At 68.4% G+C, this 25,043-nt stretch carries 22 protein-coding genes; 14 read left to right on the top strand and 8 right to left on the bottom strand.

What is annotated here, in order from left to right; all coding sequences use genetic code 11:
- Nucleotides 1-32: 32 nt before the first annotated feature.
- Entirely contained in the window at nucleotides 33-2,327 is a 2,295-nt protein-coding gene (locus AB0L64_RS27115; protein WP_363714416.1) for a PQQ-dependent sugar dehydrogenase, read from the bottom strand.
- A gap of 278 nt (nucleotides 2,328-2,605) precedes the next feature.
- Between AB0L64_RS27115 and AB0L64_RS27110 the strand changes: the two genes are divergently transcribed.
- From AB0L64_RS27110 to AB0L64_RS27100, 3 genes are read left to right on the top strand one after another with little or no spacing between them, the layout of a single operon-like run.
- The gene (locus AB0L64_RS27110) at nucleotides 2,606-2,869 is read left to right on the top strand and encodes a hypothetical protein (protein ID WP_363714414.1); all 264 of its coding nucleotides are present in this window, start codon (nucleotides 2,606-2,608) and stop codon (nucleotides 2,867-2,869) included.
- Complete coding sequence (gene sigJ / locus AB0L64_RS27105; protein ID WP_363714413.1) at nucleotides 2,866-3,753, top strand: RNA polymerase sigma factor SigJ; 888 nt, start codon at nucleotides 2,866-2,868, stop codon at nucleotides 3,751-3,753. Before AB0L64_RS27110 ends, sigJ begins: the two co-directional genes overlap by 4 nt.
- A gap of 27 nt (nucleotides 3,754-3,780) precedes the next feature.
- Nucleotides 3,781-4,287, top strand: coding sequence for an NUDIX hydrolase (locus tag AB0L64_RS27100; protein WP_363714411.1), 507 nt, complete (start codon nucleotides 3,781-3,783; stop codon nucleotides 4,285-4,287).
- Nucleotides 4,288-4,296: 9 nt separating this feature from the next.
- On the opposite strand, the gene AB0L64_RS27095 is transcribed toward AB0L64_RS27100, so the two are convergent.
- The 6 genes from AB0L64_RS27095 to AB0L64_RS27070 form a co-directional block, all read right to left on the bottom strand.
- Nucleotides 4,297-6,339: a PQQ-dependent sugar dehydrogenase gene (locus tag AB0L64_RS27095; RefSeq protein ID WP_363714409.1), complete on the bottom strand. Its 2,043-nt coding sequence runs from the start codon at nucleotides 6,337-6,339 to the stop codon at nucleotides 4,297-4,299.
- Between the two features lie 133 nt (nucleotides 6,340-6,472).
- Nucleotides 6,473-7,285 (bottom strand): MauE/DoxX family redox-associated membrane protein, encoded by an 813-nt coding sequence (locus AB0L64_RS27090; RefSeq protein ID WP_363714407.1) that lies wholly within the window; start codon nucleotides 7,283-7,285, stop codon nucleotides 6,473-6,475.
- 1 nt (nucleotide 7,286) lies between these two features.
- Nucleotides 7,287-7,889, bottom strand: coding sequence for a cell wall protein (locus AB0L64_RS27085; RefSeq protein WP_363714405.1), 603 nt, complete (start codon nucleotides 7,887-7,889; stop codon nucleotides 7,287-7,289).
- A gap of 13 nt (nucleotides 7,890-7,902) precedes the next feature.
- On the bottom strand, nucleotides 7,903-8,136 hold the full coding sequence (locus AB0L64_RS27080; RefSeq protein WP_241997717.1) for a septal ring lytic transglycosylase RlpA family protein: 234 nt from the start codon (nucleotides 8,134-8,136) through the stop codon (nucleotides 7,903-7,905).
- A gap of 285 nt (nucleotides 8,137-8,421) precedes the next feature.
- Nucleotides 8,422-9,918 carry an MFS transporter gene (locus AB0L64_RS27075; protein WP_363714403.1) on the bottom strand — a complete coding sequence of 499 codons (1,497 nt, stop codon included), beginning with the start codon at nucleotides 9,916-9,918 and terminating at the stop codon, nucleotides 8,422-8,424.
- Nucleotides 9,915-10,463, bottom strand: coding sequence for a helix-turn-helix domain-containing protein (locus tag AB0L64_RS27070; protein WP_363714401.1), 549 nt, complete (start codon nucleotides 10,461-10,463; stop codon nucleotides 9,915-9,917). The genes AB0L64_RS27075 and AB0L64_RS27070 overlap by 4 nt, the downstream gene beginning before the upstream one ends.
- A gap of 274 nt (nucleotides 10,464-10,737) precedes the next feature.
- On the opposite strand from AB0L64_RS27070, the gene AB0L64_RS27065 reads away from it, so the two are divergent.
- The gene (locus tag AB0L64_RS27065) at nucleotides 10,738-11,724 is read left to right on the top strand and encodes a TerC/Alx family metal homeostasis membrane protein (RefSeq protein WP_363714400.1); all 987 of its coding nucleotides are present in this window, start codon (nucleotides 10,738-10,740) and stop codon (nucleotides 11,722-11,724) included.
- Here the strand turns inward: AB0L64_RS27065 and AB0L64_RS27060 are convergent.
- Nucleotides 11,708-12,949 carry an MFS transporter gene (locus AB0L64_RS27060; RefSeq protein ID WP_363714398.1) on the bottom strand — a complete coding sequence of 414 codons (1,242 nt, stop codon included), beginning with the start codon at nucleotides 12,947-12,949 and terminating at the stop codon, nucleotides 11,708-11,710. The two genes, AB0L64_RS27065 and AB0L64_RS27060, sit on opposite strands and share 17 nt — an antisense overlap.
- Before the next feature lie 265 nt (nucleotides 12,950-13,214).
- Here AB0L64_RS27060 and AB0L64_RS27055 point away from each other — a divergent pair, with 265 nt between their 5' ends.
- From AB0L64_RS27055 to AB0L64_RS27010, 10 genes are all read left to right on the top strand, one after another.
- A complete protein-coding gene (locus tag AB0L64_RS27055) occupies nucleotides 13,215-14,102 on the top strand; it encodes a phosphotransferase (RefSeq protein ID WP_363714396.1) in 888 nt (295 codons plus the stop codon).
- Between the two features lie 345 nt (nucleotides 14,103-14,447).
- On the top strand, nucleotides 14,448-15,446 hold the full coding sequence (locus AB0L64_RS27050; protein ID WP_363714394.1) for an ABC transporter permease subunit: 999 nt from the start codon (nucleotides 14,448-14,450) through the stop codon (nucleotides 15,444-15,446).
- Entirely contained in the window at nucleotides 15,443-16,393 is a 951-nt protein-coding gene (locus tag AB0L64_RS27045; RefSeq protein ID WP_363714392.1) for a carbohydrate ABC transporter permease, read from the top strand. Before AB0L64_RS27050 ends, AB0L64_RS27045 begins: the two co-directional genes overlap by 4 nt.
- Nucleotides 16,394-16,421: 28 nt before the next feature.
- Entirely contained in the window at nucleotides 16,422-18,083 is a 1,662-nt protein-coding gene (locus tag AB0L64_RS27040) for an ABC transporter substrate-binding protein (protein ID WP_363714390.1), read from the top strand.
- Nucleotides 18,084-20,378, top strand: coding sequence for a glycoside hydrolase family 95 protein (locus AB0L64_RS27035; protein WP_363714389.1), 2,295 nt, complete (start codon nucleotides 18,084-18,086; stop codon nucleotides 20,376-20,378).
- 140 nt (nucleotides 20,379-20,518) lie between these two features.
- On the top strand, nucleotides 20,519-21,532 hold the full coding sequence (locus AB0L64_RS27030; RefSeq protein ID WP_363714387.1) for an iron-siderophore ABC transporter substrate-binding protein: 1,014 nt from the start codon (nucleotides 20,519-20,521) through the stop codon (nucleotides 21,530-21,532).
- A gap of 494 nt (nucleotides 21,533-22,026) precedes the next feature.
- Complete coding sequence (locus tag AB0L64_RS27025; protein WP_363714385.1) at nucleotides 22,027-22,719, top strand: VOC family protein; 693 nt, start codon at nucleotides 22,027-22,029, stop codon at nucleotides 22,717-22,719.
- 65 nt (nucleotides 22,720-22,784) lie between these two features.
- Entirely contained in the window at nucleotides 22,785-23,207 is a 423-nt protein-coding gene (locus AB0L64_RS27020) for a carboxymuconolactone decarboxylase family protein (RefSeq protein ID WP_363714383.1), read from the top strand.
- 299 nt (nucleotides 23,208-23,506) lie between these two features.
- Complete coding sequence (locus AB0L64_RS27015) at nucleotides 23,507-24,400, top strand: hypothetical protein (protein WP_363714382.1); 894 nt, start codon at nucleotides 23,507-23,509, stop codon at nucleotides 24,398-24,400.
- Between the two features lie 90 nt (nucleotides 24,401-24,490).
- Nucleotides 24,491-24,733 carry a hypothetical protein gene (locus AB0L64_RS27010; protein WP_363714380.1) on the top strand — a complete coding sequence of 81 codons (243 nt, stop codon included), beginning with the start codon at nucleotides 24,491-24,493 and terminating at the stop codon, nucleotides 24,731-24,733.
- Nucleotides 24,734-25,043: the final 310 nt, after the last annotated feature.

Genomic DNA, 25,043 nt, shown 5'->3' with positions numbered 1-25,043 from the left:
TGAAAACTGATCGATCCGATGACAGGTGCGGATCAGCGTTTGCGGTACGTCGCGGTGTAGGTGGTGTTGACCGCCGGCGCGACGATCGTGTGGCTCTGCGGCCCGCCGTCGGACCAGGAGACGAAGTTGTAGGTGGACTTGTTGAAGACCTGCTGCGCCGGGGCGCTGATGAAGTTCGCCGAGCCCGCCACGACGGTGACCGAGAACGGCGTCGAGCTGGGCGCCTCGTTGACCACGAGGTTCGTCAGCGCCAGCCCACCCGGGTTGGTCTTGAACGTCAGCACGACGGTCCGCGGATCGAGTCGCCTGCTCACGGTCGACGTGAGCCCGCCGGAGTCCCTCGCGGTCAGCGTCAGCTCGAGCCAGCACGGGTAGCTGTGGTCGGGCGCGGTGAACGAACCGCTGGACACTCCGCCGAACGTCTGGACCGTGTGCGTATGGCAGTCGGCCGGCGTGATGCAGTGGTGCATGATCAGCGACCAACTCAGCGCCGCGGCCGGCAAGGTCCCGTCCTGTACGTCGGTCGCGTGGCCCGAGAACGGGATCGTGTCACCGACCTTCCACGTGAGTGAGGCGGCGGGAGTGTCGATCACCGGGGACGGCGCGGTGTTGCCGGCCGTGATCGTCACGGTCGCGGTGTCGCTCGCTCCTTGGTCGTCGGTCACCCGCAGGTTCGGGTGGTAGGTGCCGGCCGTGGAGTAGGTGTACGACGCGGTCGCGCCGGTCGCGTCGCCGTACGTGCCGTCGCCGTTGAGGTCCCACGAGTAGGTGAGCGGCCGGCCCTCGGGATCGGACGACGCGGTGCCGTCGAAGCCGACCGTCAGCGGGACCGGGCCGTTGGCCGGGCTCGCGGTGAACGCCGCGGTCGGCGGCTGGTTGGCAGCGGTGTAGCTGATCCGGTGGACGGTGCCGTTCTCCATGTCGACGTAGAACAGGTCTCCGCCGGGGCCGATCTTCAGGTCGACAGGGTGACCCGCGGCCGCTCCGGTCGAGTCGACGCCGACCAACGTCTGCAGCCGTGCCGGATCGGGCAGGCCGTTCGTCCCGGGCAGCATCGCCCAGATCTCGTTGCGGCTGTGGTCCGCGAAGAACAGGGCGCCGTTGTACGCCGCCGGATACGTCCCGCCCTGGTAGAAGGCGATCCCGGTGATCGACGAGCCGCCGGTGTGACACCCGGTGTAGCTCACGACGCAGGCACTGTGGTTGTAGGCGTAGTACGGCGCGGCGACCGAACCCGGCGCCGAGTACAGCGTCGAGCACTGGTTGAGGCCGGCGCCCTGATAGCCGGCCTGCGCCGCCGCTCCCTCGTAACACGGCCAGCCGAAGTTTGCCGCGGCGGTCGGTGAGACCACCCGGTTGATCTCCTCCCAGGTGTTCCAGCCGACGTCGCCGATCCACAGCTCGTCGGTCCCGGGCCGTTGCGTGATCCGGAACGGGTTGCGCAGTCCGTACGCCACGATCCGACGGGCGTTCGGGTCCGACGACGAGAAGAACGGGTTGCCGCCGACCCCAGCCCCCGTCACCGGGTCGATGCGCAACACGGTGCCGTCGAGCGTCGCCGGTCCGTCGGTACGACGCACGCTCTGGCTCCGCAGTGCGCCGCCCTCGGCGCCGGGCGGAGTAAGCGCAGTCCCGACCGCGCCGGGCGGATCACCGCACGGGTTGGCGCGGTCACCGGCGTACGTCGCGCCGTACTGGCCGTAGTCGACGTTGTTGAAGCTCGCTCCGTCGCCGCCGCTGACGTAGAGGTACCCGTCACGGCCGAACAGCAGCGTGCCGACCGAGTGGCTCGGATACTGCTGGCACCAGTCGTTGATCAGGACCTGCTCGGAGCCGGTCATGACGTTGCCGTTGAGCTGCAGCCGGGACACGCGCGCCGACACGAGGCAGCCGTCGGTGGTCGGGCCGGGTGGTGTCGGGCAGGCGTCGTTCCACACCGGTGCGGTGCCGCCGATCGGGGCGTCGTACGCGTAGAGCACGTAGAGGTACGGGTTCGCCGGGAAGTCCGGTGGGAGCGCCATCCCGAGCAGGCCGCGATCCCAGTAGTCGTCCACCTGCGTCGACAGGTTCGCGACCGTGACCGGGTTCGTGTCGGTCAAGCTCTGGAAGACCTTGATCACGCCGTTCTTCTGGCCGACGAAGATGCGCCCGTCCGGCGCGAACTGCAGCACGGTCGGGTTGGTGAGTCCGCTCAGGACCACCGAGTCCCGGAAGCCGGCCGGCAACGTCGCCGCACCCGCGGACCCGACCTGCGACAGCACGGCCGCGAGCAGCACCAGCACCACGGCCAGGCTGATCCGGCCGCGCCCCTTCCCCTGACGGAGCATGGCGTCCCCCCACCTCTCCAGCGCTCAGACCCCTCCCTGCGCTGCTCCCACCATGCGCCGATCCAGGCCGTCCGTCGAGTGTCTTGCTGTGCGCAACGAATCGGTCGCGGAGCGGATCCCGGACGTGACGGCCGTCACGTCCGGCGACGTCACGAATCGGGGCGGCCGCCCGGTCAGGTGGGCATGAACGCAGACCAAACCGCAGTCCTGACCCGTGGCGCCGGTGCCGAATCGCCGGCGACCAGGTCCTGACCGTCCGCAAGGGCGACTACCTGCTGGTGCCGCCGCTGATGCACCACGCCTGGGGCACGCCGATGGACACCGGCGCCGACGTGCTGATCGTGAAGGCTCCGGGCAACAACCGGTTCGAGTACTTCCGGCTCGGCGATCGCATCCGGCGGGGTGCGGCGTCGCCGGCCGAGGTGCTCGCGACCGCGGAGCGCTTCGACAACCACTTTGTCGACAACCCCGTCTGGCGGCAGGAGCTCGCCGTACGGGAAGGGGACCGGGAGCAGCTCGTCCCGTTCGCGGAGCGTCCGTGACAATTGGCGTCGTGGACGAGGTCGCCGAGTTCGAGCAGCAGCGGCCGCGGCTGTTCGGGATCGCGTACCGGATGCTCGGCGAGGCGACCGAGGCGGAGGACGTCGTGCAGGACGCGTATCTGCGCTGGCGATCGGGGCACGGACCGGTGCAGACGCCGGCCGCCTGGCTGACCACCGTCGTCACGAACCTGTGCATCAACCGGCTGACGTCGGCACGCGCCCGGCGGGAGCGGTACGTCGGCCCGTGGCTGCCCGAGCCGCTTGCTACGGGCAACGATCCGCAGGAGCTCGTCGAGCGACGGGACACGGTGTCGCTCGGCTTCCTGGTGCTGCTGGAGAAGCTGACCGCGCCGGAGCGGGCGGTCTTCGTGCTGCGGGAGGCGTTCGGCTACACGCACCGGGACAGCGCCGAGGTGCTCGGGGTCGACGAAGGGCACGCGCGGCAGCTGTACCACCGCGCGCTCGCCCGCCTCGGCGACGAGCGGCGACGCTTCGAGGCGCGACCCGCGGACGCGACGGCCCTGGTCGACCGCTTCATCGCGGCCACCGTCGACGGCGACGTCACGGGCCTGGAGGCGATCCTGACCGAGGACGCGGCAATCTGGGCCGACGGCGGCGGCAAGGCGATCGCGGCCCGCGAACCGATCTTCGGCCGCTCCAACGCCGCCCACTACCTGGCCGGCCTGGCCGCCGGTCCCCGCGCCCTGACGGCCCGGCTGTCCGTCATCGAGGTCAATGCCGCGCCCGCGATCCTGGTCCACGAGTCCGGCAACCTCACCGGGGTACTCGTCCCCGAGATCCGCGACGGCGCCATCGCCAGGCTCCGCGCCGTCCTCAACCCCGACAAACTCACCTACCTCCGCACCCAACTGGATCAGACGTAGAAACGCTGGGCGTACGACACTGGACCGGTGAACCGACAAGACGATCTTGCCGCCGAGGGTGAGCCGGAGCGGGAGTTCAACCCCGGGATCGCGGCGCGGATGCCGCGGAAGACCGCGGCGGGCGGTGCGCTGATCCGGGACCGGGACGGGCGAATCCTGTTCCTCGAGCCGACGTACAAGCCGACTCTGGACATCCCGGGCGGCATCGTCGAGTCGAACGAGTCGCCGTACGAGGCGTGCTGCCGGGAAGTGCGGGAGGAGATCGGGCTCGTGCTGGACATCGGCCGCCTGCTGGTCGTCGACTGGGTCCCCGCGCACGGCCCGTGGTCCGATTCGCTGGCGTTCGTCTTCGACGGTGGTGTCCTGGACGACGCCACGCTCACCCTCGACCCGACCGAGGCCCGCGCCCACTATTTTCTCCCGCTGGACGAAGCAGCTCCTCGCCTCCGGCCCTCGATGACCCGCCGCCTCACCCTCGCCCAGGAATCCCTCGCCACCGGTATCCCCGTCTACTCCGACTTCGGACGGCGGTGAGGTGCCTGGCTACGGGAACTTCAGGCGGACGATCACGTTGTCGATCGTCGACGGTGTGCCGCCGTTCTTGTCGTTGTTGGTCGACGTGAGCCAGAGCCCGCCGTCCGGTGTGCGCGTGACGCTGCGCAGGCGTCCCCAGCGGCCGGAGAACAAGGCCTGTGGAGTGCCGACGCCCGTGCCGGCGGAGTTGATCTTCGTGACCCACAACTGTTCACCGGTGACCCCGGCGATGTAGATCCAGTCGTTGACGATCTCGACGCCGCTCGGACCGGCCTGCGCCGTCGACCACGTGCGCTTCGGCGCGATGTACCCGCCGCAGTCGCCGATCGTGCCCTCGCACGCCGGCCAGCCGTAGTTCCCGCCCCTCTGGATCAGGTTGAGCTCGTCCTGGCTGTTCTCACCGAACTCGGCCGCCCACAGCTGACCGCGTGAGTCCCACGCCAGGCCCTGCGGGTTCCGGTGTCCCCAGCTCCACACGTACCGCGCGTTGCCGCCGCTGCTGTAGAACGGGTTGTCGCTGGGCGCCGATCCGTCGGGGTTGAGACGCAGGATCTTCCCGTTCAGCGAGTTCTTGTTCTGCGCGTTGCCGGAATTCTTGGCGTCACCAACGGTCGCGTACAGCTTCCCGTCCGGCCCGAACGCGATCCGCCCGCCGTTGTGGTACCGGTTCTTCGCGAGTCCCGTGAGAACCGGCGACGACGTTGTGCCCAGCTGCCCGTTCTCGTACTTCATCCGCACGATCCGGTTGTCGCCGGACGCCGTGTGGTAGAAGTAGACCCAGTGGTCGCCGGCGAAATTCGGTGAGAGCGCGAGGCCGAGCAGACCGCCTTCGCCGGTCGTCGTGACCACCCCCGGCACCTTCCCGAGCGTCGTCTTCTGCCCACTCGCCGTCACCCGCAGGACCTCGAACCGGTCCCGCTCGGTAGCCAGCGCGGAGCCGTCCGGCAGGAACGCCACACTCCACCCGAGATCGACCTTCGCGATGTCCTTGTCGTACGCCGGAATGCCGCCCGCGCCGGTGGTCGCGGTCCGTACTGTGACCGCGTTGCTCGCAGCGGACGCGTTGCCGTCGGGGTCGCGGGCCTTCACCGTGAACGTGAACTCCGTGTTCGCCGCCAGGCCGGTAACCGTCGCGGTCAGCGACCCGGTCGACGCCACCTTCGCCGAGCCCTGGTACACGTCGTACCCGGCGATGCTCCCGCTGTTGTCGGTGGACGCGTCCCAGGCCAGCGACACGCTGCTCGCGGTGACGCCGGTCGAGCGCAGGTTGCCGGGCACGGTCGGCGCTTGCGTGTCGCCGCTGCCGGGGGTGGTGAACGTGACCACGTTGCTCTGCTGCGAGGCGTTGCCCGCGGCATCGAACGCGCCGACCGAGATGTCGTACGCGGTGTTCGCCGTCAGCGTGTCCACGGTCGCGCTCAAGGTGTTGCCGTCGACAACCTTCAGGACGTTGCCGCCGCGGTTGATCTCGTACCGGACCACGCCGACGGTGTCGGTCGCGGCGGTCCAGTGGAACGTGGCGGCGTTCGACTTGATGTCGCTCACCGTCAGACTGCCCGGGGCCGACGGGGGAGTGGTGTCGTCGGTGGTCGGGGTGACGGTCAGCTTGTCGGCGTTCGGCCCGCCGTCGGCAGTGGTCGCGCGGGCGCGGATCGTGTTCGTACCCGCGGCGAGTTGCAGGCGGACGGTCTTGGTCTGCCAGGTGGTCCACGCACCCGTCCCCGGGAACGTGATCCCGACCGCACCGGGTTGCCCGTTGACGGTGAAGTCCAGCGGCCGCGCGGCCGTCGTACCGTTCGCGTACCGCAGCGTCACGTCGGCCGGGCCGGCCGGGGACGTCACGGTCCACTCGACGTAGCTGCCGACGACGTTGTCGTAGTTGACGAAACCGGTGCCGGTGTAGCCGCTGTGGTTGGACTCGACCACGCCTTGCGAGACGGCCGCGTCCTCGGCCTGGTAGTCGGTGGCCGCGGCGGTCGCGGACGGGGGAGAGCTGAGTCCGAGCGTGGCGACCGCGAGCACGGTCACGGCCCAGAGCGAGCGGGGTGTCATGAGGTCTCCTGGTGTTCCGGGGCGGAGGAGCTGCAGGGGACGAACTATTAGGAAAGCTTCCTAACTATCGGAGTCCGTGTCAACAGCACGAAAGCCCCCGCGGACGGTCCGCGGGGGCTTTCGGCCTCGGCTGCTAGGCGGTGGCGAGCACCGTCGGGCGGTACAGCGTCAGGCCGATGTCGTCGACGACGGCGACCCGGATCGACTCCGGGGCGGAGTCGTGGTGCGGTACGGCGAAGACGGCGGTCGCGCGGCGGCCGTCGTACCTGGCGGCGTAGCTCACGAACCGCCAGTCCTCGTCGTCCCAGTAGTCGTGGATGTCGGAGCTCAGCATCCCGTCGACCGCGCGGTACGCCGGGCTGAGGATCACGCGCCGCTGGGTCGCGACGAGTGGTGTGGTGCTGGAGGCCGTACCGGCGTACGGGTGGCTGAGCCGGATCCGGAAGCGCCGCAACGGCAGCAGCCAGTACCGGTCGAGCTCGGCGGACAGCATCGCGAACGCCGCTGCCTCGACGACGAGCACCAGCAATCCCGCACCGGCCGACCACCAGCCGGCGGCTGCCGTGGTCGCGAGGCCGGCGGTTGCCAGGAGCAACAACGCGCGGGCGATCGCCCGGTAGCCGACCGGTTTCGCCGAGGCCTTCATGCACCCGCAGGAGGCCTCGGGGACGACGACCTTCGAGTAGATCAGGAATCCGGTGAAGCCGACGGACAGTGCGACAGCGGCGAACGCCTCGACCGCCCAGGAAGGCGGCAGGAGAAGCGCCAGTGCCAGCAGGGCCTCCACGGCGGCGACGGTGCGGTAGACGGGTTTGGCTCTGGACTCGCCGACCAGGGCCGGCAGGGCGGTGCGGTCGGCCTGGTCGGGGGCTTTGAACTTTCCGTAGGCCGACCAGAGCAGGAGCAGTCCGATCAAGAGCGGCTGCGCAGCCGCTACGGCGCCCATGTCAGTTCGACGTGTAGATGGTGGCGATGTCGATCTCGTTGGTCCCCGGCCGCCAGGCGCCGATCACCTGGGCGTGTCGGCCGACCTTGAGCATCGACAGGTCCGACACCGCCGGCGTGCCGTTGTACACGGCCGCGGTGGTCCCGGCTTGGACGTGCCCGACGACCTTCTGCCCGTGGTGGTCGAGCTGGACGCCGTTGCGGCCGATCGAGGTGATCGCGACGGTCAGGTTGACGATGTTGACCCAGACCGCCTCGGCGGCCAGGATCCCGTCGGGCAGCAGCACACCGCGCGCGTACAGCCCGTCGCCGATCTTGGCCTGGTCGATCGTGGTCGGCCGGAGCTTCCAGACACTCGTCACGCCGGTCAGCTGGATCCGGTGCAGCCGGCCGTCGGATCCCTGTACCTGCAGGAGATCCTGGTTCCGGCCGATGATCAGGCCTTCGGCGAAGTTCGGGTCCGGCTGTCCGGCGTCGGGGAACTGCGCACCGGCCGCGAACGCGGTCTCCGGAGCGAGTGAACCCATCGCGCTCGCGGCGACCAGGCCGGTCGCACCGAGTGCGGCGCGGGTGAGCAGGGCGCGGCGATCCATCGTTGCAGTCATCTCAGCTCACTCCTCAGCCGACGTCGATGTTCGCGGGGATCAGGCCGGCGCTCAGGCTGGCGATCGCGGAGAACGCGGCCGGCGTGAGGTCGAGCAGGCGGTTCGCGGCGCACGTGCCGCCGCAGCAGGCGCGTTCACCGCAGAACAGGTCGGTCTGCGGACCGCAGTCCGCGATCGAGGTGACGACCCGTTTTCCGTTGCACAGGTTGGTGGTGGCGTGCCGGAAACCGCAGGTACGCCGGGTCATCCCGGTGAACCCGCAGCGATCCGGACGGGTGATCGACAGGCACGCGTCCGAGGTGTTCGGCCACGCGTGCTGGAAGCTCCCGGAATTGCACGTGCCGCAGGCACCGTGACCGGTGCTCGCACAGGGTCCCCATGCGTTTCCGCAACAGAACCAGGATGCTTCGCCGTTGAATCCGGCCATGACAGTTCCTCCTAGGCCTAGGGGCGGACAGACCTACAGAACTTCTTTTGTACTCCGATCCGGCGAAATCTCCCAGGGCTCAGCGAAGAAACGGAAACTTTTTGCCTAGCGTTCGGTACTGAGTCGCTGGCCGCGGAGCAGGAACCACGCCGCGACCGCGGTGGCCAGCAGGACGACGGCACCCACGCCGGCCGCGATCGAAACGCCGTGCGCGAAGGACTCCCGAGCAGCGTCGAGCAGGGCGGCGGCGGTCTGCGGCGGAAGCTGCGCGGCGGCCTCGACCGCACCGCCCAACGACTCATGAGCCGCCTCGGGCGTGCCCGCGGGTCCGGTGAAGTTGCGGTACACCCCGGTCACGATCGAGCCGAGCAAGGCGATACCGAGCGCCGCGCCCAGCTCGTACGCCGTCTCCGACACGGCACTCGCCGCGCCTGCCTCTTCCTTCGGTACGGCGGCCAGGATCACGTCGGCCGTCACGGTGAAGGACAACCCGGCGCCTGCTCCGACGGCGAGCAGCGCCGTGCCGAGCAGCGGATAGCCCGTGTCCGCGCTGATCGTGGTGAGAGCCGCCAGCGCCAGGCCGATCGCCGCGAGCCCGCCGGCCACGACGGCGCGCACCGAGAACCGCCGCGCCACCTGTCCCGCGAGCAGACCGGCGACGATCGACCCGATCGCAGCCGGCAACTCCGCGAGCCCAGCCTCGATCGGCCGCAACCCCTGCACCAGTTGCAGGTACTGCGACAGGAAGAAGATCAGCCCCGACAACCCGAGGATCGTGAGCAGGTCTGCGACGACGGCGCTGCTGAATCCACGGCTCCGGAACAGGCTCAGGTCCAGCAACGGGATCGGGAGCCGGCGCTGCCGCCGGACGAATCCGTGGAGCGCGATCGCACCGGCCACGGCCGCGGCGACCGGGACCCAGTCGAATCCGTGCGCCGCGAACTCCTTGATCGCGTAGACGATCCCGACCATCCCGATCATCGACAGCACGACGCTGACCAGGTCCCACGGACCCGGCTCCGGGTTCCGGGACTCGGGCAGCAGGCGAGCGCCGACGACGACCAGCACCGCCATCACCGGCAGGTTGATCAGGAACACCGAACCCCACCAGAAGTTCTCCAGCAGGACGCCGCCGACGATCGGGCCGATCGCCATTCCGGCCGACGCCGCGGCGCCCCAGATGCCGATCGCGAGACTGCGCTCGCGCGGATCGTGGAACAGGTTGCGGATCAGCGCCAGCGTGGCCGGCATCAGCGTCGCCCCCGCGACCCCGAGCAGTGCGCGCGCCAGGATCATCACCTCGGCCGAGGTCGCGTACGCGTTGAGCACCGAGATCGCGCCGAACGCCGTCGCGCCGATCAGCAGGATGCGCTTGCGGCCGATCCGGTCACCCAGGCTGCCCATCGAGACGAGCAGTCCGGCGAGGACGAACGAGTACGCGTCGCCGATCCACAGCAGCTGGTTGCCCGACGGCTGCAGGTCCTCGGACAGGAACGGCGTCGCGAGACCGAGCACGGTCGCGTCGACCGCGACGAGCAGAACGGCGAGCACCAGGACCGCGAGCGCGAGCCAGCGCCCGGGCCGCGTCACTTGCTGCTTCATACCTGTCTCCGTGTCGCGCCACCGAGCAGCAGCTCGGTGATGTTCGTCGTGAAGTCGTTGGGGGCGACGCGTCCTTCGCTGATCGCCCAGGCCGCCGAGACGAGCAGCCCGTAGAGCGCCTCGGTCAGCCAGACCGGGCTCAGATCGATCCGGAACTCGCCGGCCTCCTGGCCGCGCCGGAAGAGGCCGACCATGCGGGCGTCGAGCCGCGCCCAGCCCTCGTTCTGCTCGTCGCCCTCGAAGAGCTGGTTCTCGGAGTACAGGAACGCGAGCAGCCCGGCGGCCGGCTCCAGCTCGCGGACCAAGCGCCGTACGGCGTCCGGGGCCGGACCGTCGTCGACGGCGGCCCGCGCCGCGGCGGCCTCGCACTCGGCGATCCCGAGCTCCTCCAGTGCGCGGATCAGCGCGTCCCGCCCGGCGAACTGCCGGTTCAGGGTGGCGCGGCTGATCCCGGCCGCCCGGGCGACCTCGTCCATGGTCGCGGTGGACTTCCGCATCAACAGGCCCGCGGCGGCCCGCAAGACCTGCTTCCGATCGACTGCCATGAGACGATGGTACCTCATATGAGACATTGGTGTCTCATATGAGTATCCGATCTAGTTCTGCAGCCAGTATTCGGTATACCATGCTGCGAACGCGGCGGGTACCTATAGACTTGGCGCGTTTGTGGAGGGGAGTATCCCCGAAGCGGCAGCGTCGTCATCACGGGAGGCCTGGGCGGCCGAACCGGTGCTGCCGGCCCGGAGTCATCCGGGTGGGAGAGACCTCCGGACCAAGCAGCTGTTCGCCGACGTCCGGAGGTTCGTCATGGTCTCTGTCATGTCCCCAGCCGTCTGGGTGCTGACGATCATCGGGTTGCTCGCGATCGTCGCGTTCGACCTGATCGTGATCGCGCGCCGCAACCACACCGTGACGATCAAGGACGCCACCCGCTGGGTGCTGTTCTACGTCGGCCTGGCCGGGCTGTTCGCGCTCGGCCTGTTCCTGTTCAGCCCGGGACAGTCGGGCAGCGAGTTCGTCGCCGGGTACATCACCGAGTACAGCCTGAGCGTCGACAACCTGTTCGTGTTCGTGATCATCATGGCCCGGTTCGCCGTCCCGAGCCTGGCGCAGGACAAGGTGCTGTACATCGGCATCGTGGTCTCGATGCTGCTCCGCGCGGTATTCATCCTGGCCGGCGCGGCGGCGATCTCGGCGGCCAGCTGGGTGTTCTACATCTTCGGAGCGTTCCTGGTCTACACCGCGGTCCGCCTGGCGATCGAGGGCGAGAACGACGACGAGGACTTCCAGGAGAACGCCGCACTGCGCGGGCTGCGCCGGGTTCTCCCGCTGTCGCACGACTACGACGGCGCCAACCTGACCACCCGGATCGACGGCCGCCGGATGCTGACCCCGCTGGTGATCGTGATCTCCGCGATCGGGATGGCGAACGTGATCTTCGCGCTCGACTCGATCCCGGCGATCTTCGGGCTCACCCAGGACGCCTACATCGTGCTGACCGCGAACGCGTTCGCGCTGATGGGCCTGCGGCAGCTGTACTTCCTGATCGGCGGGCTGCTGGAGCGGATCGTCTACCTGAACGTCGGCCTCTCGGTGATCCTCGCGTTCATCGGCGTGAAGCTGATCATCGAGGCGCTGCACGGCTCGCACATCGACGACATCGGCGCGATCCACCTGCCGCACATCGGCATCCTGACCTCGCTCGGCTTCATCATCGGCACCCTGTTCGTCACCACGGTCGCCAGCCTGATCAAGTCGTCGTACGACAACCGCCGCGAAGCCGTCCGGATCAAGATCGACGAGTGACGGCCTCGTCCGGGACCCGGGTGCGCAGGTAGAGCCCGGGGATCGGGAGGAGGATCAGGCCCGACGCGAGCAGCGCCGCCCGCAGCGACGAGCGGCCGACCGCGCCGAGCGGCGGGCCGCCGGCCACCTGACCGATCGCGTTCGCCTGCGACACCATCGACAGGACGGTCGCGCGGGACCGGGAGTCGATGTGCCGGTTCAGCCACGCGGACTGGACCGGGTACGCGACCGTGCCGGCGACGGTGGTCAGCCACAGTGCCGCCAGCGCCGGCCAGAGGCTGCCGGACAGCGCGAAGCCGACCACACCGACGATCTGCAGCAGCGCGAACGTCGCGAGGATCCCGGTCGGGTGCGCCGCCGACAACCGCTCCGGGGAGAGCCGGTCGAGCGTCACCGACGTGCCGAGCGACAGCAGCGTGCCGATCAGGGCCAGGACCGTGAACCAGAACGCCGGGTCCGACGTACCGAACACGGTCGGGAAGGTGAAGGTCAGCATCTTCACCGACCACAACCGGTCGAACGCCTCGCTCGACAGGCCGCCGATCAGGCTGACCACGACCAGCGTCCGTACGACGGGGCGCCGCCGGGCGACCCCGAGACCGTGCCTGAAGGTCTCCGCCAGGTGCCGGAACGTCTGCCGCTCCGCGCGCGGGGTGCGGTGGAAGTTCTGCTCACGCATGAACAGCGCGAGCAGCAGGCCGAGCAGCATCATCCCGGCGCCGGAGATCACCATCGGCAGCGGCAGGCTGATCAGTCCGAGACCGCCGGCGGTGACGATGCCGGCGATCTTCGCCGCCAGCTCGAACTGCTGCGCCCGGACGAACACGCGGCCGGCCGGCTCGGCCCCGATCTCGTCGGTGATCCAGGCCTGGTCGGCGCCGGAGGTGAACGTGAAGCCGACGCCCCACAGCACCTGCGCGGCGAGGATCGCCAGGAACGCCGGCACCAGGCCCTGGAGCAGGAAGCCGGCGCCGATCAGCAGGAAGCCGATCACGATCGAGAGCCGGCGGCTGTACAGGTCGGCGACGATGCCGGTCGGGATCTCGAAGAGGAAGCAGGCCACCTCGAGCGTGGTCCCGACCAGGACCATCTGCAGCGGGTCGAGTCCGGCGTCGCGGACGTAGTACACCAGGTTCAGGGTGAACGACAGCGCGGCGAGGAAGGACCAGGCGGCGTTGTAGACGTAGTACGTCCGGGTCGGGTCGGCCGATCGGTACGAAGGCATCGCGGGGTGCTCCTGAGGGCGCGTGCGGGCAGGACGAAGCGCGACCAGAGGTCAAACGCTTGGTTTCGGCGCACGCCGTGGTGCGCTGTCAGGAGCGGGTTCGCATGCCGCCAAGAGTAGGGCAGCACCCGGCGCGTCCGCCCTCGAATTACCCGGCCCCGCTTGGTCAGCAGGAGTAGTATCGACAGTGCCTGGCCCGGCCGTTCCCCCGTGATGGTCGGGTCAGGTTCCTGTCTGGCCCCTCCCGAGCTGCGACCATGCTCGGATGCTGCGCACACCCCCGCTCGACGCCTTCGGCCTCGACCCCGCCCGGCTCGAGCCCACCCGCCCCGGTGACGCGGACTCGATCGGCAACGGCAACTGGCACCTCTGGACCCGGGACGGCGAGCACCACATCCTCCGCCGCTACCACGTCCTGCGCACCGAGTCCGACCTGACCTTCGAGGCGCAGGTCCTCGACCACCTGACGGCCCGCGGCTGGAGTGTTCCCGCGCAGCTCGGCCCGCCCGTGCGCTTCGATGACCGGCTCTGGGCGGTCACCCGCTACGTACCCGGCCGACCGCGCCAGGACGAGACCGCGGCGCAACGAGCCGAGCGTGGCGAACTGCTGGCTCGCCTGCACGCGGACCTCGCCGGCCTCGACCTCGGGCGTCGCGAGGGGTTCTTCCAGGCGGCGGACCTGGATGCGATGGGGGAGTTCCAGGACTGGAACCGGGGTGTCGAGCTGCTCCGCGTACAGCATCCGTCGCTCGCCGACCGGGCATCGCGCGCGATGGACCGCGCCAAGCAGCTCGTGGCCGACCGCGAGTTGCTGGATCTGCCGCAGACCGTCGTGCACGGCGACTTCGCGAGCTGGAACCTGCACTTCGACGAGCGGGGGCGGTTCGCCGGGGTGATCGATTTCGACCTGTGCCACCCGGACAGCCGCGCCTGGGAGTTCGTCATCGCCCGCGTGCACAGAGCCCCCGAGATGATCGACGGCTACCAGCGCACTGCCGCGGATCCGCTCAGTGACCGGGAACTGGCTGCGATCGAGTCGTTGCAGGTCGTGCTGCGCGTTCTGATGGTGATGGCCGAGCTCTGGAACGGTCAGCGCGCCGGCCGGTTCGACGAGGCGGCGATCGGGCGGCAGCTGACCAAAGCCGGGTCTTGACATGGGCCGCCGTGGGCGGGTTGACTGCGACATAGTTAACAGAAGAAATAAAATGTGGATCGATCCGGTGTCGGTGGCTCAGAGCGACCCCGGGTGTGATCGGCGTGTGCCCGGATCCGGTGGCTGGCCACCGGATCAGGTGGCGTTTGCCGACCTGTAGTTGCTGGGGGCAACGCTGCGAATCCCTTGTCGGTAAGGGATCTGAGCACATCGGTCACCGTCCGGTATCGACCGGCCGGGGAACTCTTCCGCTGTCCTGGGATCTGTGTCATCCTCCGGGATAGCGAAACCCGAGATCCTATCGGATATCGGTTCCACTCCAGCGCGTGAGGGAAAGGATGCGGAGTGAGCGCAACCTTCGAGGTGAAACCGGCGCCCGCGGCACCGGCGCCGCCGGCGGCGGCAACCGCCCGGAAACCACCGCGAACGAGTCGCCGGACGCAGGCCCGGCGCAGTCTTCGGCGGCACTGGCAGCTCTACCTGCTCGTCGTCGTACCGCTCGCGTACTTCGTGATCTTCAAGTACGTCCCGATCGCGAACGCGGTGATCGCGTTCAAGAACTACAGCCCGATCAAGGGCCCGTGGGGCAGTGAGTGGGTCGGCTTCCGCAACTTCGAGCTGTTCTTCCAGAACCCGGTCTTCTGGACCCTGGTCAAGAACACCTTCCTGCTCTCGGTCTACACGGTGCTGGCGAGCTTCCCGATCCCGATCATCCTGGCGATCGCGCTGAACGAGATCCGCAACGGCCGCTTCAAGAAGATCGTCCAGCTCGTCACGTACGCGCCGTACTTCATCTCCACCGTGGTCGTGGTCTCGATGACGATCCTGGTGCTGTCGCCGCGGCTGGGCTTCGTCAACGACGCGATCGGCCTGTTCGGCGTACCGTCGGTCGACTTCCTCGGGCGGCCGGACTACTTCCGGCACATCTACGTGTGGTCGGACGTCTGGCAGACCACCGGCTACTCCGCGGTGATCTACCTGGCCGCGCTGTCCGGGATCGACCCGGCGCTGCACGAGTCGGCGCGGATCGACGGCGCCAGCCGGCTGCAGCGGATCCGGCATGTCGACCTGCCCGGCATCATGCCGACCGCGGTGATCATCCTGGTGCTCGGCGTCGGCAACATCATGTCGATCGGGTTCGAGAAGGCGTTCCTGCTGCAGAACCCGCTGAACACCGCGCAGTCGGAGATCATCGCCACCTACGTCTACAAGACCGGTCTGCTGAACGCCGACTTCAGCATGGCGACCGCCATCGGGCTCTTCAACTCGGTGATCAACCTCTTCCTGCTGCTGGGCGTGAACTTCGCCGCCAAGCGCATCACCGGAAACGGACTCTGGTCATGAGCGTTACGTTGCAAGGATTCCGCCGTACGTCGTCGCGCCGGCACGAGTCGCAGCGCACGACGATCGAGGAGACGCGCACCGACAAGATCTTCCTGCTCGGCGTGAAGATCATGCTCTGGATCGCGCTGATCGTGGTCGCCGTGCCGCTGATCTACATCGTCGCGAACTCGTTCAGCAGCCCGTCGGCGGTCAGTGCCGGCCGGGTGCTGCTGTGGCCGATCGAGCCTTCGCTCAAGGCCTACAGGGAAGCGTTCAGCGACCCGCTGATCATGAAGGGCTATCTGAACTCGTTCATCTACGCGATCGGCGGCACGCTGATCAGCGTCACGCTGACGATCGCGATCGCCTACCCGCTGTCCCGCCGGACGTTCTTCGGCCGGAACGTGATCATGAGCGTGCTGATCTTCACCATGCTGTTCTCCGGCGGCCTGATCCCGACGTACCTGGTGGTCCAGGACCTCGGCCTGTTGAACACCCGCTGGGCGATGGTGATCCCGAGCGCGATCGGGGTCTGGCAGGTGATCATCGCGCGGACGTTCTTCCGCAGCACGATCCCGGAGGAGCTGTACGAGGCGGCCACCATCGACGGGGCGAGCGACCTGCGGTTCCTGTGGTCGATCGTGCTGCCGCTGTCGAAGCCGGTGATCGCGGTGATCGCGCTGATGTACGCGATCTTCCAGTGGAACAGCTACTTCGACGCGCTGATCTACCTCAAGGACCCCGGCCTGTACCCGCTGCAGATCGTGCTGCGGAACGTGCTGATCCTGAACACCCTCACCGGGTCCACCACCACGACGAGTCTGGCCCAGCAGCTCGAACAGCAACAGCTGGCCAACGTCCTCAAGTACGCGCTCATCGTCATCTCGAGCCTGCCCGTACTGATCATCTACCCGTTCGTCGCCCGCCACTTCACCAAGGGCGTGATGGTCGGCGCGGTCAAGGGCTGATTCAGCCACTTCAGAGAGGAACACAGCAATGCGCTCATCCGTGAGCAAGGTGGTCGCGCTGGCCGCCGCCGGCGCGCTCGCCCTGGCGGCGTGCAGCTCGGACAAGTCGAGCAAGGGTGCGGCGAACGAGACGTCGGCCGACGGCAAGGTCGTCGTCGACACCTTCACGCCGTCCGACCAGAGCACCAACATGGACACCAACGCGGTGACCAAGATCATCAGCGAAAAGTTCAAGATCCAGTTCCGCTGGCAGACCACGACGTACGACGCCGGGCCGGCCAAGGAGAAGCGGCAGATCGCGCTCGCCAGCGGCGACTACCCGGACCTGTTCTTCCTGATCCCGTGGATCGACGCGTTCACCCAGGCGGAGGTGCTCAAGCTCGGCCAGCAGGGCATCGCGGTGCCGCTGGAGGACCTGATCAAGGAGAACGCGCCGAACATCCAGAAGGCGCTGGACTCCAACAAGGAGTACAAGGAGATGTCGACCGCGCCCGACGGTCACATCTACGCGCTGCCGCAGTGGGCGGACTGCTTCCACTGCACCTACCCGGACAAGCTGTGGATCAACAGCGCCTGGCTGAAGAAGCTCGGCCTGCAGGTGCCGAAGACCACCGACGACCTGCGCAACGTGCTCCAGGCGTTCAAGACCAAGGACCCGAACGGCAACGGCAAGGCCGACGAGATCCCGATGACCACCGACACCCAGGACAGCAGCCTGATCGCGTACCTGATGAACGCGTTCGCCTACGACCCGGTCGGTGCGAACAACGGCGTCCGGTCGCTGATCACGCTGAACGGCGACAAGGTCGTCACGCCGGTCACCTCGGACCAGTGGAAGGAAGGCCTGAAGTACATCCACGGCCTGTACAAGGACGGCCTGATCGACCAGGCCGCGTTCACCCAGAACGCGCAGGCGCTGCAGGCGCAGGGCAACAACCCGAAGGCTGTCGTGCTCGGCTCCGTGCCGGTGCTCTGGCCGGGCATCTTCGTCCAGCTCGACTCCAAGGACGGCCGGGACAAGCAGTACGACGCCGTCCCGCCGCTGACCGGTCCCGAGGGCAAGAGCTACACCGGGTACAACCACCCGACGTCGACCGGCTACACGTTCATGCTGACCAACAAGGCCAGCAAGGAGGCCCAGGTCGCGGCGATCAAGATGCTCGACTGGATCTACAGCGACGAGGGCCAGATGATCACCAACATGGGTCCGGAGGGCGTCGGCTGGACCAAGCCCGCCGCCGGTGACATCGCGCTCGACGCGAGCACCAAGGCGCTGTACAAGCCGAAGCAGGACGCGCCGAAGAACATCAGCTGGGGCGCGCTCGGTCAGTACAACAACACGCTGGCCTACCGGAACGCGCAGGTCGTGCCGAAGGACATATACACCGGCGCCGGCCTGGAGCGGCGGCTGTGGGAGGCCACCAAGCTGTACGAGGGCCACGAGGACAAGGCGCAGTGGTTCCCGCAGACCTCGGTCTGGCCGGACCCGAGCCTGAGCGGCGAGCTCGCGACGCTGCAGACCAACCTGAACACGTACGTCAACCAGAACCAGCTGGCCTTCATCACCGGTTCGAAGAACATCGACACCGACTGGGACGCGTACGTGAAGGGGCTGGAGAGCACCGGCATGCCGCGGTACCTGGAGATCAACCAGCAGGCCTACGACAAGTACAAGTCCGGGAGCAAGTAGTTGTCACACCTCCTGTGGTTCCGCAGCCCCGCGGCCGACTGGTTCGAGGCGTTGCCGCTCGGCAACGGGCACCTCGGCGCGAAGGTGTACGGTCGGGTCGCCGACGAGCGGATCGCGCTCAACCTCGACGACGTCTGGTCCGGTGACGGTCCGCGCACGCTGACCGTCCCGGACGGGCCGGCGGTGCTGGCCGACGTACGCCGATTGTTGCTGGAGGACGGCGATCAGCTGGCCGCCACCGAGCGGACCCGTGCGCTGCAGGGGCCGCTGGTGGAGTCGTACCAGCCGCTCGCCGACCTCGTGATCCGGTCGGCTTCGGGTGACCCTGCGGACTACCGGAGGAGCCTGGATCTGCGCACCGGGATCGCCGCCGTCGACTACACGGTCGACGGCGTGCGGTTCCGGCGCGAGACCTTCGTGTCCGCGCCGGACCAGGTGCTGGTGTGGACCGTCACGGCCGACCGGGCCGGCGCTGTCGATCTCGATCTCGCGCTCGACAGCCCGCATCCGGTCGCCGCGGAAGGTGCCGGCGGCAGCTACGGCGTGGTCGGCCGGGCGCCGTCGGACCTGACGATCGAGTACCGCGAGCGGCCGGACCCGATCCGGTACGAGGACGGGCGCGGCATCGGCTTCGGCGTCGCGCTCCGGGCTCATGCCGAGGGCGGTACGGTCACGGCCTCGCCCGACGGGGTCACAGTTCGCGGGGCGGATCGGCTGACGGTGCTGGTGGCCGCCGCCAGCACGTTCGCCGGGTGGACGGTGCCGCCGGGCCGCGACCTGTCCGTCGCGCTCGCGGAGGCGACCGCCGCTCTGGACGCGGTGGCCGTGGACAAGCTGCGTGAGCGTCACGTCGAGGACCACGCCACCCTCTACGACCGGGCCGAGTTGCAGCTCGGCCCGGTCGTCACTCTGCCGACCGACGAGCGGATCAAGGCGGTCGCTGCCGGCGGCAACGATCCGGACCTGGTCGCGCTCGCGTTCAATCTCGGCCGGTACCTGTTGATCGCCTCGTCCCGCCCCGGGACCCAGGCGGCCAACCTGCAGGGCATCTGGAACCAGGACCGCCGGCCGATGTGGGCCAGCGACTGGACCAACAACATCAACACGCAGATGAACTACTGGCTCGCCGACCTGACCGGGTTGAGCGAGTGTTTCGACCCGCTGACCGACCTGCTGGAAGGCCTGGCGGCGTCCGGCGCCGAGACCGCACGGATCCTGTACGACGCTCCTGGCTGGGTGTCGCACCACAACGCGGACATCTGGAGGGCGACCTGGCCCGTGGGCGAGGGCGGTGACGATCCGGTTTGGGCGATGTGCGCGACGTGCGGGGTGTGGCTGACGGCGCATCTCATGGAGCACTACCGGTTCACCGGCGACGTGGAGTTCTTACGGGAACGCGCCTATCCGGTGCTGACGGGCGCGGCCGAGTTCGTCCTGGCGATGCTGGTCGAGGATCAGGACGGTGTCCTGCAGTTCGTCCCGTCGACCGCTCCGGAGCATCACTTCATCCTGCCGTCGGGTGCGAAGGCATCGGTCGACCTCACGTCGACGTACGACATCTGGCTGATCCGCGAGCTGTTCGCGAACCTGGCCGAGGCCGCGTCGGTCCTCGGTCTGTCCTCCGAACTCGTCGAGCGGGCGACGGCCGCCCGGGGACGGCTGCCGAAGATCCGTACGGCCTCCGACGGGCGGCTGTTGGAGTGGCCGACCGACTGGCAACCCTCGGAGCCGCAGCACCGTCACCAGTCGCATCTCTACGGACTGTATCCGGGCGCGGAGATCGACCCGTTGCGTACGCCGGAGTGGGCGGCGGCCGCGCGTGCCTCGCTGGAGTTGCGGACGGCGGGTGCGGTGAACGGCGGCTGGACCGCCGCCTGGCTGGTCGCGCTGTGGGCCCGGCTGTTCGAGCCGGCGCGCGCCGCTGCGGTGATCCAGGACTACCTGAGCCGGTTGGTGTCGGACAACCTGATGCACCGCGACGGCGACATCTTCCAGATCGACGCCAACTTCGGCATCACCGGCTGCATCCCGGAACTCCTGCTGCAGAGCCACACCGACGTCGTCCGCGTCCTGCCCGCGCTGCCGGCCGAGTGGCCCGACGGCTCGTTCCGCGGCCTGCGCGCTCGCGGCGGGCTTGTGTTCGACGCGACCTGGCGCGACGGCAAGCTGACCGAGGCCATCGTCCGAGCCACCCACGCCGGCACCCACCGCATCGCCCTCACCTCCGACCACGTCGTCACCCGCACCCTCGCAGCCGGCCAAAGCGCGACCTTGTGCACTACGTCCGCCCCGTAGAGGCCCGGAGGCACGCGAACTGTGCACAAAGTCGTCCTTGAGCACCGGCCAACCGTTTGGGTGGCGCCCCGGCGGTTGAGCCGTGCACAAAGTGGGCCTGGTTAGGGATGCCTAACCAAAGTTGTGTAGGGTCTGTGGGTGTGAGGAAGCTGATCGGGATCGTTGTGGCGGGTGCTCTGCTGGTGCTCGCCGGGTGCGGCGGCGGGGACACCAAGAGTTCGGACACCGGCGTCGGTGACAAGGAAGTGGCCACTGGCGGGCGGCTGTTCAAGACCGCCGACGCGGAGACCGCCAAGCTCGGGTCGGACGCCGCGCCGGGGGCGTTCCCGCGGACGGTGAAGGGCGCGCTCGGCTCGGTGCAGATCGAGAAGAAGCCGTCGCGCATCGTCGTCCTGGACAGCGGCGAGCTGGACGACGTCCTCGCGCTCGGCATCACGCCCGTCGGCATGGCGACGACGGCAGGCCAGAGCGGCGTACCGTCGTACCTCGAAGACAAGGCGCAGGGCATCAAGACCGTCGGCGGGATCAGCGAGCTGAACCTCGAGGCGATCGCGGCGCTGAAGCCGGATCTGATCCTGGGCAGCAAGCTGCGGGCCAACGACCTGTACGAGAAGCTGAGCGCGATCGCGCCGACCGTGTTCAGCATCCGGCCCGGGTTCCCGTGGAAGGAGAACTTCCTGCTGGTCGCGGACGCGGTCGGCGAGGAGGACAAGGCGACCGGCCTGCTGAACGACTACCAGAAGCGCGCCGACGAGGTGAAGTCCAAGGTCGACGGCGCGCCGACGATCTCGCTGGTCCGGTTCCGTCCCGGGCAGATCCGGCTGTACGGCAACCTGTCGTTCATCGGCGTCATCCTGAAGGACGTCGGCCTGCCGCGGCCCAAGATCCAGGACGTGCAGGACCTCGCCGTCGAGGTCTCCCAGGAGAACATCGGCCAGGCCACCGGCGACTGGATCTTCTACTCCAGCTACGGCAAACCCGACACCACCGACGAAACCAAGATCGTCAACGGCAACCTGTGGAAGTCCCTCGCCGCAGTGAAGGCCGGCAAGGCCGAACGCGTCGACGACGAGGTCTGGTTCCTCGGCCTCGGCCCGATCGGCGCGATGAAGGTCCTGGACGATCTACAGAAACTGCTCGCCGCCAAGGGATAGCACCCCCACGCGTGCTGCGCAGGCGCTCACTTCGTCGCGACACTCCTCAGGCACCTGCTCCGCACGCTCCCACCCACCCCCGGCTTAGCGCCGGAGCATCAGTTTCCGGCTTGCGCCGGGAGTTCCGGGTTGGCGCCGGGTACTTCCGGGCTTGCGCCGGGGGTTGCGGCTTGCGCCGGGTACTTCCGGATTGCGCCGGGTTTTCCGGGCTGGCACCGGTGCTTGCCGGCTGGCGCCTGCGGTCCGCGGCTTTGCGCCGCGGACCGGGGCACGTGGGTGCTGAATCTGAAGGACTGCGCTCGTGGGATCTGATGTTGGACTAGCGGCCTGGGAATGTGGCGGCTGGAAGATGTGGTGACCCACCGGTGCTGCGCAGGCGCCCACTGCTGCCGTGCTCCTCGGCGCACCTGTTCCACCTGCCGTCGGCTCAAGCTATGGACTGTTGGACCAGCGCGGCGGGCAGGGCTGTCAGCGGCGGCTGCAAGGATGCGGTCATGGAACAAGTACTGAGCCGGCAGGAAGCATCGGATGCGGTTCAGGAATCCGGGTGGCGCTTCCTGCTGGGCAGTTTGCGGACATCGGTCCCGGTCGAGTCGTTGGCTCAATCGATCGGCTTGGCAGCGGATGCCGTCGAGGCGTGCGGCGACGACGCAGATGGGCACCTTCGGGTCGACGCTCGCCCCGATCGCGTCGTCTTCACCCTGCAGTCGGTGGAGTGCGCAGCGGTTACCACCACGGATGTCGAGCTCGCGCTGCGGATCACGGCCGTCGCAGAAAAGTCCGGCTTGCACACGGAGCCCGAGATCGGCACGGAAGCACCGCGGTCTGTCCAGGTTCTGGAGATCGCGATCGACGCACTCGACATTGCCGGCATCCGGCCGTTCTGGAAGGCGGTGCTGGGCTACGCAGACGAAGTGGGCAGGGAGGGGCCCGAGGATCCGCTCGTCGACCCGGTCGGTCAGGGCCCCGCCATCTGGTTCCAGCAGATGGAGCAGCCGCGCCCGCAGCGCAATCGCATCCACTTCGACGTTTGTGTTCCGCATGACGAGGCAACTCGGCGCATCGAGACCGCACTGGCGGCCGGCGGTCGACTCGTATCCGCGACGCGTGCCCCCGCCTTCTGGGTTCTCGCCGACCTGGAAGGAAACGAAGCCTGCGTAACCACCTGGCAAGGCCGAGACGGCTGAACCACGCGCAGGCACCCGCTCCACCAGCGGCTCGCAAGGACCGGCCGGGGATTAGCGTCGGGTGCATGACGGCTCCTGACATCAACAGTCCCGAAGAGCAGCTGCGGTACGAGCGCGGCCTGGGGGTTCTCAACTCCGTGGACGGCGGTTCCGCGGCTGGTGTGATGGACGGGCTGGCGGATATCGCGCCCGCGTTGGCGCATCACATCGTGGCGTTCGGCTTCGGCGATATCTACGCTCGGCCCGGCCTCGACGCGAAACAGCGGCAACTGGTCACGCTCGGTGTACTGACGGCCCTCGGCGGCTGCGAGCCTCAACTCGAAGTCCGCCTCCGTACGTCGCTGAACGTCGGACTCACCCCGCAAGAGATCGTCGAAACGCTGATTCACGCCGCCGGATACGCCGGCTTCCCCCGCGCACTCAACGCGGTCGCCGTCGCCAAGAAGGTCTTCGCCGAACAGGACCTGCTCCCAGTACGGGAGGGCTGAGCGAAAAGGTGCGCTCGTCCAGCCCGGGATCTCGTCCTCCACAAGCAGCAGCACCGGCGCCGACTGCGGAGATAGACGGTTCACGTATGGTCGAGCGTGCGCTCCATCAGGCGAACGGGTGCCTGCCGCAACGACCGTTTGTCGGTATGGGGGACGGTTCACCTGATGATTGACACACTTTCGGTTGACCCGTCGATGACTTGAAAGGCGCGATGTTCTCCCGATCCCGGAGCAAGGACCGTCAGCCGCGGGTGCGGTGGCGCGGAACGTTGGCTCCGCCGTCCGGCTTCGACTCTTTGGTGTCCGTCGGGGTCGACGTCAGTGGCCCGGTCGCCCTTTGGGCGTCGACGGAGGGTGCGCCGAAGCTTCATGAGCGCGACGAACAGCCGGGAGGGGCCTCCTTCCCGCGAAGCCGGCCTTCCGCCGAACCTGCGGTGGCGCTCGCGGCGTACAACGACTCCGGGATGGCCTCCACGGCGGTGGTGGTCCCGGCGCTGTCGGTCGCCTATCCGCATGTCCAGCGGTTTCCGGACGGGTCCTTCTTGGTCGTGGGCGCCCGCTGCAACTGGACTGACGCCGGACCCGAGCAGAACGCGATGGTGATCGGGGGCGATGGGCGGATCATCCGCCAGGGATGCCTGGGCGATGGGCTACAGCACGTTCAGGTGGCCGCGGATGGAACAATTTGGGCTGGATACTTCGACGAGGGCGTCTTCGGCAACCTCGGCTGGGGCGGACCGAACAGCCCCGACCCTCTGGGCGTGGCGGGTATCGTCGCGTGGTCACCAGTGTTCCAGAAGACTTGGGAACTGGACCCCGACGAGGGCCTCGTGACCGACTGCTACGCACTCAACGTAGCCCCGGACGCGGTGTGGGCCTGCACCTACACCGACTTCCCGGTGGTCCGGATCGCTGACGGACACGAGAAGATTCACGATACCGAGAACGTGACCGGACCCAGCGGGATCATCACCGCCCACGACCGGGTCGGACTCATCGGCACGTATCGCGACCCATCCGTCCTCATCGTCGGCAGTCTGATGGATGGTGTCTTCACCGAGACCAGCCGCACGAACCTGTGGGCACCCGACGGTGCAGCACTGCCGATGGCTAAGGTCCACTGCCGCGGGTCGGTCACGCACTTCTTCTCCAACCGCGACTGGTACACGTTCGACCTCAACGAGTTCGAGTAGGGACTGACCCATGCGTCCGCGGTCGAACGTCACTTGTAACCGGAATCCCACATACTTGAATGCGTGGCAGACGACCCATCCAGGTCTCGCGTGGATCTCGGCGCCGACAACGGCGATGTTCTCTTCGGCCTGGCGCTCTTCTGCGTGCTGCTCGTCGTGGTCGCAATCGCGGGAGACACAAGCACAGCAGTCGCCCTTCTGATCATGGTGGCGGCCCCATTCGGAGGTCTGGCCTTGATCGTCGCCCTGATTCGCCGCAGTCTCAGGCGAGGCGTATCCGACGCCGCGCGCTGGACCTTCGGATTCGTCGGCCGTTGGTTCTCGTTCTGGTGAGGCCGTGCCTCCGGCCGCCGACCACCGGCGTCGGCCGACGAGCCGTGGCGCCGGTCAGAGGTAGCACGGCGTCAACCGCAGGCAACGCGGCGCAAGGCTGAAGCGATGCCGCCCGCCGCGTACTGCTTGCGTAAGCCGGATCCCCGGCGGTAGCCGGAAGTACGCCGGCGCGAGCTGGAACCCCCGGCGCCAGCCGGAAGCAGATGCTCCGGCGCTAAGCCGGGGTGGGCGGGAGCGCGCGGAGCAGGTGCGCTGAGGAGCGCAGCGACGAAGTAGGCGCATGCATAGCACGCGTCGGTCCTTCACCACA

The sequence above is a fragment of the Kribbella sp. NPDC051936 genome (assembly GCF_040680955.1).
Classification (GTDB): Bacteria; Actinomycetota; Actinomycetes; order Propionibacteriales; family Kribbellaceae; genus Kribbella.
Note: the sequence above shows the minus strand (reverse complement) of the source record. Positions and strands in the feature narration are given on the sequence as shown.